12 protein-coding genes and 1 riboswitch are annotated in these 11,972 nt (G+C 65.0%); of the genes, 8 read left to right on the top strand and 4 right to left on the bottom strand.

Features of this window, described 5'->3' with window-relative positions:
* Window positions 1-118 precede the first annotated feature (118 nt).
* Complete coding sequence (locus tag N551_RS0104230) at window positions 119-1,126, top strand: Hsp33 family molecular chaperone (protein WP_027514423.1); 1,008 nt, start codon at window positions 119-121, stop codon at window positions 1,124-1,126.
* Window positions 1,127-1,183: 57 nt separating this feature from the next.
* Here N551_RS0104230 and apaG read toward each other — a convergent pair whose 3' ends face one another.
* Window positions 1,184-1,576 (bottom strand): Co2+/Mg2+ efflux protein ApaG, encoded by a 393-nt coding sequence (apaG, locus tag N551_RS0104225; protein ID WP_027565893.1) that lies wholly within the window; start codon window positions 1,574-1,576, stop codon window positions 1,184-1,186.
* A gap of 192 nt (window positions 1,577-1,768) precedes the next feature.
* Here apaG and N551_RS0104220 point away from each other — a divergent pair, with 192 nt between their 5' ends.
* Genes N551_RS0104220 through N551_RS0104210 form a run of 3 tightly spaced genes read left to right on the top strand, consistent with a single transcriptional unit; the run spans window position 1,769 to window position 4,836 of the window.
* The gene (locus tag N551_RS0104220) at window positions 1,769-3,034 is read left to right on the top strand and encodes an OpgC domain-containing protein (RefSeq protein ID WP_027565892.1); all 1,266 of its coding nucleotides are present in this window, start codon (window positions 1,769-1,771) and stop codon (window positions 3,032-3,034) included.
* Entirely contained in the window at window positions 3,034-3,831 is a 798-nt protein-coding gene (locus N551_RS0104215) for a lipolytic enzyme (RefSeq protein WP_027565891.1), read from the top strand. The genes N551_RS0104220 and N551_RS0104215 overlap by 1 nt, the downstream gene beginning before the upstream one ends.
* A gap of 12 nt (window positions 3,832-3,843) precedes the next feature.
* Window positions 3,844-4,836: an SGNH/GDSL hydrolase family protein gene (locus N551_RS0104210; protein ID WP_027565890.1), complete on the top strand. Its 993-nt coding sequence runs from the start codon at window positions 3,844-3,846 to the stop codon at window positions 4,834-4,836.
* A gap of 123 nt (window positions 4,837-4,959) precedes the next feature.
* On the opposite strand, the gene N551_RS0104205 is transcribed toward N551_RS0104210, so the two are convergent.
* Entirely contained in the window at window positions 4,960-6,156 is a 1,197-nt protein-coding gene (locus N551_RS0104205) for an O-succinylhomoserine sulfhydrylase (protein WP_027565889.1), read from the bottom strand.
* 70 nt (window positions 6,157-6,226) lie between these two features.
* Window positions 6,227-6,306: riboswitch (SAM riboswitch) on the bottom strand.
* A gap of 80 nt (window positions 6,307-6,386) precedes the next feature.
* Here N551_RS0104205 and N551_RS0104200 point away from each other — a divergent pair.
* The 4 genes from N551_RS0104200 (at window position 6,387) to N551_RS0104185 (ending at window position 10,874) form a co-directional block, all read left to right on the top strand.
* Window positions 6,387-7,523: a 2'-deoxycytidine 5'-triphosphate deaminase gene (locus N551_RS0104200; RefSeq protein ID WP_155809444.1), complete on the top strand. Its 1,137-nt coding sequence runs from the start codon at window positions 6,387-6,389 to the stop codon at window positions 7,521-7,523.
* 105 nt (window positions 7,524-7,628) lie between these two features.
* Complete coding sequence (locus N551_RS0104195) at window positions 7,629-8,042, top strand: PAS domain S-box protein (RefSeq protein ID WP_027565887.1); 414 nt, start codon at window positions 7,629-7,631, stop codon at window positions 8,040-8,042.
* 105 nt (window positions 8,043-8,147) lie between these two features.
* Window positions 8,148-9,200 carry a hypothetical protein gene (locus N551_RS0104190; RefSeq protein WP_027565886.1) on the top strand — a complete coding sequence of 351 codons (1,053 nt, stop codon included), beginning with the start codon at window positions 8,148-8,150 and terminating at the stop codon, window positions 9,198-9,200.
* A gap of 228 nt (window positions 9,201-9,428) precedes the next feature.
* Window positions 9,429-10,874 (top strand): MATE family efflux transporter, encoded by a 1,446-nt coding sequence (locus N551_RS0104185; protein WP_027565885.1) that lies wholly within the window; start codon window positions 9,429-9,431, stop codon window positions 10,872-10,874.
* Here N551_RS0104185 and N551_RS0104180 read toward each other — a convergent pair.
* A complete protein-coding gene (locus tag N551_RS0104180; protein WP_027565884.1) occupies window positions 10,871-11,380 on the bottom strand; it encodes a hypothetical protein in 510 nt (169 codons plus the stop codon). The two genes, N551_RS0104185 and N551_RS0104180, sit on opposite strands and share 4 nt — an antisense overlap.
* 100 nt (window positions 11,381-11,480) lie before the next feature.
* A complete protein-coding gene (locus N551_RS0104175) occupies window positions 11,481-11,882 on the bottom strand; it encodes an SRPBCC family protein (protein WP_027565883.1) in 402 nt (133 codons plus the stop codon).
* Window positions 11,883-11,972 lie beyond the last annotated feature (90 nt).

Here is an 11,972-nt window from a genome sequence, read left to right as displayed (position 1 = left end):
ATGGGTCCCGGCCTTCGCCGGGACGACACCGAATTTGCCGTATCATGATCAAACCAGTGTCCAGATGAGCTGCTCCGAACCCCTTCCAATTCCGCCTTCCGACCCCAGATAAAGCGCCATGGTTTCCCAATCCCCTGACATGAAAACCGGGCCCGAAGGTCCGGTTCGCGCGCCATCCGCGGTTCCGATCGATGACGCCGTGCTGCCTTACGAGGTCGACGCGCTCGATGTGCGCGGTCGGCTGGTGCGGCTTGGTCCGGCGCTCGACGAGATCCTGACCAAGCACGATTACCCGGCGCCGGTCGGCAAGCTGCTCGGCGAGGCCATCGTGCTGACCACGCTGCTCGGCTCGGCGCTGAAGTTCGAGGGCCGCTTCATCCTCCAGGCCCAGACCGACGGTCCGGTGTCGTTCCTGGTCGTGGACTATCAGGCGCCGGATCGTCTGCGCGCCTATGCGCGCTACGACGCCGCGCGCCTCGGCGATGCAAAGGATTCCGGCGCGCTGCTGGGGCACGGTCATCTCGCCATGACCATCGACCAGGGCCCCGACATGAGCCGCTACCAGGGCCTGGTCGCGCTCGACGGCGGCAGCCTGGAAGACGCCGCTCACGAATATTTCCTGCGCTCCGAGCAGATCCCGACCCGCGTGCGTCTCGCCGTCGGCGAGGAATGGCGCTCGAACGACGGCGGTAAGCATCGCTGGCGTGCCGGCGGCATGCTGATGCAGTTCCTGCCGAAGGCGCCCGAGCGCGCGCGGCAGGCCGATCTGCATCCCGGCGATGCGCCCGAAGGCGTCGAGGTGCATGCCGTCGCTGAAGACGATGCTTGGGTCGAGGCGCGCTCGCTGATCGAGACCGTCGAAGATGTCGAGCTGATCGATCCGGAGCTGTCCGGCGAGCGGCTGCTCTACCGTCTGTTCCACGAACGCGGCGTGCGCGTGTTCAATCCGCTGCCCTTGAAGGCGCAATGCTCCTGCTCGCGCGACGCGGTGGCATCGATGCTGAAGAGCTTTTCGTCCGACGATCGTGCCGCGATGGTCAAGGACGACAAGGTCGTCGTGACCTGCGAGTTCTGCAGCTCGGTGTACGAGTTCACACCGGACGAGGCGGGCGTCGAGGACGCGTAGCGCGGTGCTGTAGTGCCGGAGGGCGGGTAAAGCGAAGCGTGCCCACCATCTCAGACCCTAATTCAACACCCGCTTGTTGTCCGGGCTGTCCAGCGAGAACGTCGGCACGTCGATCTCGAAGCGCTCGCCGGTTGCGCTGACCATCTGGTAGCGGCCGGTCATGAAGCCCGAGGCGGTCGTGAGCGGCACGCCGGAGGTGTATTCGAAGCGTTCGCCGGGGGCGAGCGTCGGCTGCTCGCCGACGACGCCCTCGCCCTTCACCTCCTGCTGCCGGCCGGTGGCGTCGGTGATGATCCAGTGCCGCGTCTTGAGCTGCACGGTCTCGTCGCCGGAATTGGTGATGACGATGGTGTAGGACCAGAAATAGCGGGAGCGGTCGGCCGACGACTGCTCCGGAACAAAGTTCGGCTCGACGGTCACTTCGATCTGGCGGGTCACGGCGCGGTACATGATTGCCATCATACCGAAATCTGCTCGGGAACCAAACGCCGGAGGCGGTTCTGGCGACATCGTCCCGCCAGAATTCGCAGGGAAGTACACGTCCAAGTGTCTTTGCATGTGATCCGGGCGCTTTGCGAGATGACGGCCGGACCGGTACACTCCTTGCCACGTCGCGATTTGCGGAAGGGTTTTTAGCCCCCGATGACCATTGCCGACCAAGTGACGGGATCGACGATCGCGGGAACCGCCAAACCTGTGGAGGTCAAATCCGCGGGTGCGAAGCCGCGCGCGGCATCGCCGGCCATTTCGCTGCCCGCCATCGGCGAGCGCGAGCTCCGGCTCGACCTGTTCCGCGGCCTGGCGCTGTGGCTGATCTTCATCGACCATTTGCCGCCGAGCCTTCTGACCTGGTTCACGATCCGCAATTACGGCTTCAGCGACGCCACCGAGATATTCATCTTCATCTCCGGCTATACCGCCGCCTTCGTCTACGGTCGGGCGATGCTGGAGTCCGGCATCGTCGTCGCCACCGCGCGCATCCTGCGGCGCGTCTGGCAGATCTATGTCGCCCACGTCTTCCTGTTCACGATCTTCCTTGCCGAAATCTCCTACGTCGCGACCAGGTTCGAGAACCCGCTCTACACCGAAGAGATGGGCATCATGGATTTCCTCAAGCAGCCCGACGTCACGATCGTGCAGGCGCTGCTGCTGCGCTTCCGTCCCGTCAACATGGACGTGCTGCCGCTCTACATCGTGCTGATGCTGGCGCTGCCCTTGATCCTGTGGCTGATGAAATGGCGCCCCGACGTGACGCTCGGCCTCTCCGTCGCGCTCTACGCGGTGACCTGGGAATACGATCTCTACCTGTCGGCCTATCCAAACGGCTTCTGGGCCTTCAATCCCTTCGCCTGGCAATTGCTGTTCGTGTTCGGGGCATGGTGCGCGCTCGGGGGTGCGCGACGGATGTCGCACATTCTCGCTTCGCGGGTGACGATGTGGATCGCGATCGCCTATCTGGTCGCGGCATTCTACGTGACGCTGACCTGGTATGTGCCGCAGCTCTCCCACTTCATGCCGAAGCGGCTCGAGCAGTGGATGTATCCGATCGACAAGGCCGACCTCGACGTGCTGCGCTTCACGCATTTCCTGGCGCTGGCCGCGCTCACCGTGCGCATCCTGCCCCGGGACTGGCCGGGCCTGAAATCGCCCTGGCTGCGGCCGCTGATCCTGTGCGGCTCGCATTCCCTGGAGATATTCTGTCTTGGCGTCTTCCTAGCCTTTGCCGGCCATTTCATCCTGGCCGAAGTCTCGGGCGGCCCGGTGATGCATGCGCTAATTAGTCTCTCCGGAATCCTGATCATGTGGGCCATGGCCTGGCTGATTTCGTGGTACAAGCGGGTGGCTGACAAGAGCGGTTCGAAAACCAAAAGCGCCGTCGGCAGCGCCGATATGGCGGGAGGGGGCTGATGAAGGCGAAGGTTTTCCTGAGCCTGATCCTGCTGTGCGGTGGTCTCGCCGCGCCTCCGGCGCGCGCGGACGATGCTGCGCCTGCTGCTTCGGCGGCACCTGCTGCTTCAGCCGCGCCCGCAGCCTGCGAATTGCCGTCCTATCTGCTCACCAGCGAAAGCCAGCTTCCCAAGGTCGCCGATGCCATCAAGGCCGGCAAGCCGCTCGAAATCCTGGTCATCGGCAGCCGCTCTACCACGATTCCGGCCTCCGAGGACGCTTCTTATCCGGCGCGGATGCAGGACATCCTGAAGGAGAAGCTGCCGCCGACCGAGACTGTGCACGTCTCCGTAGAAATACAGAGCAAGAAAACGGCTGAGGAGGCGGCCGCCAGCTTCGTTAAGCTGATGGAAGCAAAAGCGCCTACTTTGGTCATCTGGCAGACCGGGACCGTGGATGCTATCCGAGCCATTGATCCCGACGATTTTCGTGGCGCGGTGACCGAAGGGGTTGTTGCGTTGCAAAAGGCAGGGGCTGACGTCGTCTTGATGAATCTGCAGTACAGTCCGCGTACCGAAACCATGATCTCGGTGCCGCCATACCTCGACAATATGCGGGTGGTGGCGCAGGAGCACGATATTCCGCTGTTCGATCGTTTCGCGATCATGCGGCAGTGGAATGACCAGGGGCAGTTCGACCTGTTCAGCCCGTCGCGCGGGCCTGAGCTGGCGAAACAGGTCCATGATTGCCTTGGCCGGGCGTTGGCACAGTTCGTGATCGACGCTGCCCATCTGGAGCCGGCCCAGCAGCAAAATTGAGGTCTAGCGTTAATGAGTTCTCTCCGCCCTTTTTGCCTGACGGCATGGCTGGCTGTGCCCGCAGCAGCGGTGCTTCTGTTGCTGAGTCCGGCCTCGCAGTCGCGCGCGCAGACGCAGGCCGCGCAGGCAACACCGGCCCCGCAGCAATCGGCTGATCCGGCTCCCGCTTCACCGTCCCAGACCACCGTCGCAGCGACGTCCCCCGACCAGCGCGGCATCACGGCGCGCGCCATCGACAAGGTGAAGCAGGTCGCGAAATCCGCCGGCGACATCTTTAGCCGCGTCCCCTGCCTGTCGCCGAAGGGCGGCGCGAAGGCAATGGGCTCGCTGCCGCATGTCGCGGGCAAGCTCGTCGCCGGCCAGCCCGTCGTCATCGTCGCATTCGGCTCGTCGTCGACCGCGGGATTCGGCGCGAGCTCGCCGGAGTTCAACTATCCCAATCGCCTTGCCGCGCAGCTGCACCGGCACTATCCGACTGCCGACATCACCGTCGTCAATGCCGGCGTCGGCGGCGAGGACGCACCCGAGATGATGAAGCGCCTCCAGAAAGAGGTGATCGACGTGCATCCGGATCTGGTGATCTGGCAGGTCGGCACCAATGCCGTGCTGCGCAATCTCGATCCCGGCGATACCGCCAAACTGGTCGAGGACGGCATCAGCCGCATCCAGGCTGCCGGCGGCACTGACGTCGTGCTGGTCGATCCGCAATATTCGCCCGCCGTCAACCAGCGCGCGGACAGCGCCGGCAAGATGGTGAAGTTGCTCGGCAAGGTCGCCGAGCTTCGTCATGTCGGCATCTTCCCGCGCTTCGAGGTGATGCGCGACTGGCACGAGAAGCAGTCGATTCCGGTCGAGAGCTTCGTGATCGCCGACGGCCTGCACATGAACGATTGGGGCTACGCCTGCTTCGCCCAGCTCCTCGGCGACGACATCATCCGCTCTGTCGGCCAGATCAAGCTCGGCGTCAACGTGCCCGCGGACGTGCGGACCTATCGGCCGATGTAAGCATCGGTGCGTAGGGTGGGCGAAGGCGCGCTCTTCGCGCGCCGTGCCCACCATCCATCGGCGCTGCCATCGTGAATGGTGGGCACGCTTCGCTTTGACCACCCCACGATGTCGAATGCGTGGCTACGCCTTCTCCAGCGCCGCGGTCAGATCCTCGATCAGATCGTCCGCGTGCTCAAGCCCCGCCGAGAAGCGGATGAAGCCCCCGCTGATGCCGAGCGCGGCGCGGTCCTCCGGCTTGAGGCGCTGATGCGTCGTCGTTGCCGGATGCGTGACGAGGCTCTTGGCGTCGCCGAGATTGTTCGAGATCTTGGCGAGCTTGAGCTCGTTGAGCACGCGGAACGCCGCCTGCTTGCCGCCCTTGACCTCGAGGCCGACCAGCGTCGAGCCGCCGCGCATCTGCTTCTTCACCAATGCGGCCTGCGGATGATCGGCGCGGCCGGGGAACACCAGCCGTGAAATCTTCGGATGGCTCGCCAGCACGTCCGCGATGCGCGCCGCCGTCTCGGTCTGCGCGCGCACGCGCACGGCGAGCGTCTCCAGGCCCTTGAGCAGGACCCACGCGTTGAACGGCGAGATCGACGGGCCGGTCTGGCGCATGAAATTGTGGATGTGCTCGGCGATGAACGCTTCCGAGGACAGGATGATGCCGCCGAGACAGCGGCCCTGGCCATCGATGTGCTTGGTCGCGGAATAGACCACGACGTCGGCGCCGAGCGCGAGCGGGCTCTGCCAGATCGGAGTGGCGAACACGTTGTCGACGACGAGCCGCGCGCCGCCGCTGTGCGCGATCTCTGCGATGCCGGGAATGTCGAGTACATCCAGCGTCGGGTTGGTCGGGCTCTCCAGGAAAAACGTCTTGGTGTTCGGCTTCATGGCGCGCTGCCACTGGTCGAGATCGAGGCCGTCGACCAGCGTGGTCTCGATGCCGTAGCGCGGCAGCAAATCCTGCACGACGTAGAGACACGAGCCGAACAGCGCGCGCGAGGCCACGACGTGATCGCCGGCCTTGAGCGGCGCCAGGATCGCGGTCGTCACCGCGGCCATGCCGGTCGCGGCGGAACGTGCCGCTTCGGCGCCTTCGAGCTCGATCATGCGCCGCTCGAACATCGAGATGGTCGGATTGGAGTAGCGTGAATAGATGAAGCCGGGGTCCTCGCCCTTGAACCGCGCCTCGCACTCCTCGGCGCTGTTGTAGACGTAGCCCTGGGTCAGGAACAGCGACTCCGACGTCTCGCCATATTGCGAGCGCAGGGTGCCGGAATGGACCAGGCGGGTTTCGGGACGGTAGGACGCGGTGGACGCCGGGGACTTCGACATAGGACCTCCTGAAGTGACCATCGAAAATGGTCACAAAAAAACCGGCCTGGAATATCTCCACGGGCCGGGATCACAGAGGTCCCCGGCCTGTTTAGCGACTTATTTAACGTGGCTGCAAGCCGGCCGGCTCAAATCACCACGGGATAAGTCATGCTCATATTCCGCAATGCCCTTTCCGTCAAGACGTCCATCGGATAGCCGTAAAACGCTCATATTTCCCGCATGTCGGGATGTGTTTGATCCCTGATGAGGACCCCGGGTTGACGTTCACGGTCGCCGCCGACGCCAATGGTATCCTGCCCGACCGCATGATCGCGGCGATGGCGGAGGGTGGTCTCATCCTGCCCGCTTACGACTTCGTCGAAAGCCAGATCCAGCCGGCGAGCCTCGATTTGCGCCTCGGCGACATTGCCTATCGCGTTCGCGCCAGCTTCCTGCCCGGTCCCGGCGCCACCGTCGCCGAGCGCATCGACGAGTTGAAGCTGCACGAGTTCAGCCTCGCCGACGGCGCCGTGCTGGAGACCAACTGCGTCTACATCGTGCCGCTGCTCGAAAGCCTTGCGCTGCCGCCGGAGATCGTCGCGGCCGCCAACCCGAAAAGCTCGACCGGCCGGCTCGACGTCTTCACCCGCGTGATCGCCGACGGCACCCGCCGCTTCGACATGATCGGTGCCGGCTATCACGGTCCGCTCTATGCCGAGATCAGTCCGAAGACGTTCCCGGTGCTGGTCAGCGAGGGCTCGCGCCTGAGCCAGGTGCGCTTCCGCACCGGCGATGCCATCCTCAACATCGACGACCTCGAGGCGCTGCATGCGACCGAGCGTCTCGTCGATATCGATGACGCCGATCTCACCGGCGGCGTCGCCGTCTCGGTTGATCTTTCCGGCGAAAAGAGCGGCGGCTTCGTCGGCTACCGCGCCAAGCGCCACACCGGCGTCATCGACGTCGATCGCCGCGCCGGCTATTCCGTCGAGGAGTTCTGGGAGCCGATCTCGGCCCGCCCCGACGGCAGCCTGATCCTCGATCCCGGCGAGTTCTATATCCTCGCGTCGAAAGAGGCCGTGCAGGTGCCGCCCGATTACGCCGCGGAGATGGTGCCGTTCGATCCGCTGGTCGGCGAGTTCCGCGTGCACTACGCCGGATTCTTCGATCCCGGCTTCGGTTATGCCGGCGCTGGCGGGCTGGGGTCGCGCGCCGTGCTCGAAGTGCGCTCGCGCGAGGTGCCGTTCATCCTCGAGCACGGCCAGATCGTCGGCCGCCTCGTCTACGAGAAGATGCTGGCCCGTCCCGACGCGATGTACGGCCAGCGCATCGGCTCCAACTACCAGGCGCAGGGCCTGAAGCTGAGCAAGCATTTCCGGGTGTAGCGATCACCCGTCGCCCGGATGGAGCGCAAGCGTCATCCGGGAAAGTCTCACTTGTGGCACGATCCCGGCTTACGCTGTGCTCCATCGGGGCCACCAGGTGCTGACATGACCAATCCATCCCAACTCGACGCAAACATCCTCGACGGCGTCGCCGATGCGCTGATCTATTCGGATCGCTCCGGCACCATCATGCGCTGGAATCGCGCATCGTCCGCACTGTTCGGCTTCTCCGCGGACGAAGCGCTGGGCCAGAATCTCGACCTGATCATTCCCGAACATCTGCGCGCCGCGCACTGGAAGGGTTTCGAGGCCGCACTAGCCAGCGGCGCGATGAAGCTTGCGGGCAAGCCGACACTGACCCGCGCGCTGCACAAGGACGGGCGCAAGCTCTACATCGAGATGACCTTCGCGCTGGTGCGGGACGCCGCTGGAGTGGTGCAGGGATCGGTGGCGATGGCACGCGACGTCACCGACCGCGTCGAGCGCGAGCGTGCCGCCAGAGTTGCGCAAAATTCGTGATGCGGAATTGGCGAGCCGGCGTGCAGGGCGCCCTGCATGCGGCTCAGCTTGTCCGTCGCCGGCTGCAGTGACACACTCCAATCAAAACAACGATCGGGAGCAAACATGACCGCCGCATCTGACCCCGCGCAGGAAGCTCAATGGAAACGCTGGCGCGCGGTTGCCGATCTCTATCACGCCTACTTCACCGGCCTGATCCTCACCGTGGTCACGCGTCGCGGCACGGCAGATGCCGCGGAGTTCGTCTTTCGCGTGTTCCGCCGCCAGCAGCAGGAGCGCTTCCTGCTGGGGCTGGAGAAGCTCGGGCTGAGCCATCTGCCGCCAGCAGTCGCCGCCGCGCAATATCACTACCTCTCGAACTGGATCGGCGGCGTGCACGTCGAATACATGTATGAGAGCGACCGCAAAGCCTGGATCCGCTATCCGCCACCGCGCTGGATCTGGAAAGGCACTGCCATCTGCGGCGTGCCGGGCGAAGTCTCGCGCGCGATGCTGCGCGGCTGGCACGCCAACAACGGCGTGGCGCTCGGCGATACCAGATTGGGGTTCGTCTGCACCAAGCAGAGCGTCGACGGCCAGGACGGGCTCGAAGGCTACTATTATCAATATGACCATCCCCTCGAGCTCGACCAGCGCCTCGTGTTCGCGCGGCATCTCGAAGCGCCGCTGTTCGATGCTGCCGCGGCTCCGGCATTGCCGGTCGCAAGCTGGCCAAGACCGCGACTGGAAAAAGCCTATCGCAACTACGCGATGGAATATGTGCGCACCGCCGCGCCCGTGATGGTGCAGCTGTTCGGCCCGGAGGATGCCGGCTATATCCTGCACCTCACGGGCAAGCTGATCGGGATGCAATATTTTGACGAGATCGCTGCGGCGCTGTCGGTGGGCCGCGGCGGTGCGAGCGAATTCGCGACGTTCCTCAACGCGCTGTTTGTCGCGCAGGACGATGTGGCTGAGACGACGCAATCCGAAGGCACGTTCGAAATCCGTCAGCAGAGCTGGAAGTTGATGGACGGCATCGCCGATCACCACCCCGCTTGCGCCAAGGTACTGGCGGGGTTGTTCGAAGGGCTCGCGGCCGGATGCGGGCGGCACATCGGCGTGCACCTGTCCCCGACAAGGCGCGGCCGTCCGCCATTGCTCTGGACGATTGGGTAATGCCGCGCGTGCGTTGGCCTCGTGGTCTCGAAGGATGGCCACACGGAGACTGAGAGCCGCAATTCCACGGGTTGAAATGCGCTGCCGCAGGGCACGCCTGCACCTGGCGCAGGAGGAATCGCTGCGTGTCGTGCTAACAAGCCTCTCGTTGCGCCCTGCGCGCGAACCAATTCATTGGCACACCTAAGCATTGCTGCGCCGCAAATGGCGCTTTCGCCCGGAGAGGACATGTCAGACATCGCCGAAATTCCGGTCGATGAACAGGAGCGTCCGCTGCCGCCGCCTCCGCGCCCCGTCAGGAGCGCGCTGATGGACGGGCCGATCCTGCGCACGCTGCTCGGACTGGCCTGGCCCAACGTCGTCGCGCTCTCCGCCGGCACTTGCACGGTGATTGCGGAGACCTCCTATATCGGACGTCTTGGTGTGGAAGCGCTGGCCGCGATGGCGCTGGTGTTTCCGACAGTGATCCTGACCATGACCATGTCGGGCGGTGCGATGGGCGGCGCGGTGGCCTCCGCCATCGCGCGCGCGCTCGGCGCCGGCGATCGCGAGCGTGCCGGGACGCTCGCCGCGCACGCGCTCTTGATCGGCATCAGCTTCGGCCTCGTCTTCATGCTGGGCATGCTGATCTTCGGGCCGCGCGTTCTGGAAATGCTCGGCGGCCGCGGCGAGGTGCTGACGCATGCGATCGCCTACACCCAGGTGTTTTTTAGCGGCGCCGTGCTGCCCTGGCTGCTCAACACCATGGCCGGCGTCTTGCGCGGCACCGGCAACATGAAGCTGCCGTCGCTGTTGATCCTCAATTCCGCGGCCTGGCAGATCGTGCTCGGCGGCACACTTGGCCTCGGCCTCGGTCCGGTGCCGCAATTCGGCATGCGCGGCGTCGCCGCCGGCGCGCTGATTGCCTATTGCATGAACATCGGTGTGATGGGCTGGTACCTGTTCTCCGGCCGCGCCCGCGTGACGCCGAAGCTGCGCGGGCTGCGCATCCAATGGGCGATGTTTTTCGACATCCTCAAAGTCGGCGCCATCGCCTGCTTCTCGCCGCTGCAATCCGTGCTGACGATCTCGATCTTCACCCACATGCTTGCGAAATTCGGCACCGCGATCCTCGCAGGGTACGGCATCGGTGCGCGGCTGGAATTCCTGCTGACCTCGATCGCGTTCTCGTTCGGCATCGCCTCGGTGCCGATGATCGGCATGGCGGTTGGCGCCGGCCGCATCGCCCGCGCCCGGCGCATCGCCTGGATCGCGGCCGCGAGCGCCTTCGTCGCCGTCGGTGCACCGGCGTGCCTGGTTGCGATCTTCCCCGATCTCTGGGTCAACATCTTCACCGACAGCGCGATCGTGCGCGCCACCAGCCATCAATATTTGTCGACGGTGGCGCCGTTCTACGCCTTCATCGGCCTCGCCTCGACGATGTATTTCTCGTCGCAGGGCGCAGCCAAGGTGATCGGACCGGTGCTGGCGCAGACTGCGCGGCTGATCTACATCTCGGCGGTCGGCTGGTGGCTGTCGACGCATGATGCCACCGCGCAAAGCTTCTTCTGGCTGGCGGCGAGCTCGATGGTCGTGCTCGGCCTGCTCTCGTGCTCCAGCGTGGTGCTGACGCGCTGGGGACCACGCCAAACCAAACCTGCGATCAGGCCGGCTCTGTCGGCCGCTGCGGACTAGCGATGCCTGTGGCGGCGATGGCCGCCACTGCCGCCGACATTGGCGAGCCGCATCAGTTGCGGAATCATCGCCATCATGTCGCCGCCGCCGGCGCCGCCGAGCATGCCCATGATATCGCCGACGCCCATGCCGCCCATGCCCGTCGGCATGGTGCCGCCTCCGGCCATCGGCGCGTAGCCGCCGTAATTGGGCGCACCGACACCGCCGCCGAGATTGCCGCCGCCGAGGCCGCCAATTCCGCCGCCGCCCATCATGCCACCAAGACCACCACCGCCATTCTCCATCATGCGGCTCATCATCGGGCCCATGGTCTGCATCATCATGCCGAAGCGGCGCTTGCCCATCTTGGCCTTCATCATCTCCAGCATCGGCGCCATCTGGGTCATCATGTCCTCGCCGCCGGCACCTCCGCCGCCGAGGAACTGGGCCTTTGCCGGTCCGCTCGAAATCGAAAACATCAGCAGCACGGCGGCCGCCTGGCAGATCACCTTGTCCGCACCTCTCATGGCCTGCTCCTCGCGTGCGGGGCGCCGCCGGGAGAGCGGAGCCAACCGGACGCACGCCGCCATGGTTATTGCGGACGAGGGCTGGGCTCTGTGAGAAAGATCACGCAGCTGCGGCTGGAAACGCTCGGTGTATGGCGGCGACGGCATCCTTGGTCTGTCCCTGCACATAGGGCGCGAGCTCGTTCGGCAGCATGTCGATGATCCAGACCAGGCGGCATCTTCCCTCGCCCTCGGCGATCACCTGCACCGAGGCGCTGTAATGCTTCAGACGCTCGTTGTTGATCGCGTAGACCAGCCGCCGCCCGGCATCGTCGCAATCGACCAGCACCTCGCGCGCCACCGATCCGTTGGCGAAGGTGACGATGCGCGCGTCGCCGTCGAGCGTGCAGGCCGTGACGAAGCCCGGCGCCAGCCGCCGATGCAGCGCGCCGAAATCGCGAACCGCATCCCAGACGTCGTGAGCCGGGGCGGGGAGGGGAATGTCGTTGTGGATGGAGGCCATGAAGGTGTCCTTGGTTGCGTTAGATTTTGGTCGAGGACTCCGTCATTGCGAGCGCAGCGAAGCAATCCAGCGATGTTTCCGCGGTTGGAG

This window comes from Bradyrhizobium sp. URHA0013 (assembly GCF_000518345.1).
Lineage (GTDB): Bacteria > Pseudomonadota > Alphaproteobacteria > Rhizobiales > Xanthobacteraceae > Bradyrhizobium.
This window is presented reverse-complemented; position numbering and strand designations above follow the sequence as displayed.

Bases quoted from the DNA above. Each gene is read 5' to 3' on its own strand.
- N551_RS0104230 (WP_027514423.1), top strand. From the start codon at position 119: ATGGTTTCCCAATCCCCTGACATGAAAACCGGGCCCGAAGGTCCGGTT.
- apaG (WP_027565893.1), bottom strand. From the start codon at position 1,576: ATGTACCGCGCCGTGACCCGCCAGATCGAAGTGACCGTCGAGCCGAAC.
- N551_RS0104220 (WP_027565892.1), top strand. From the start codon at position 1,769: ATGACCATTGCCGACCAAGTGACGGGATCGACGATCGCGGGAACCGCC.
- N551_RS0104215 (WP_027565891.1), top strand. From the start codon at position 3,034: ATGAAGGCGAAGGTTTTCCTGAGCCTGATCCTGCTGTGCGGTGGTCTC.
- N551_RS0104210 (WP_027565890.1), top strand. From the start codon at position 3,844: ATGAGTTCTCTCCGCCCTTTTTGCCTGACGGCATGGCTGGCTGTGCCC.
- N551_RS0104205 (WP_027565889.1), bottom strand. From the start codon at position 6,156: ATGTCGAAGTCCCCGGCGTCCACCGCGTCCTACCGTCCCGAAACCCGC.
- N551_RS0104200 (WP_155809444.1), top strand. From the start codon at position 6,387: ATGTGTTTGATCCCTGATGAGGACCCCGGGTTGACGTTCACGGTCGCC.
- N551_RS0104195 (WP_027565887.1), top strand. From the start codon at position 7,629: ATGACCAATCCATCCCAACTCGACGCAAACATCCTCGACGGCGTCGCC.
- N551_RS0104190 (WP_027565886.1), top strand. From the start codon at position 8,148: ATGACCGCCGCATCTGACCCCGCGCAGGAAGCTCAATGGAAACGCTGG.
- N551_RS0104185 (WP_027565885.1), top strand. From the start codon at position 9,429: ATGTCAGACATCGCCGAAATTCCGGTCGATGAACAGGAGCGTCCGCTG.
- N551_RS0104180 (WP_027565884.1), bottom strand. From the start codon at position 11,380: ATGAGAGGTGCGGACAAGGTGATCTGCCAGGCGGCCGCCGTGCTGCTG.
- N551_RS0104175 (WP_027565883.1), bottom strand. From the start codon at position 11,882: ATGGCCTCCATCCACAACGACATTCCCCTCCCCGCCCCGGCTCACGAC.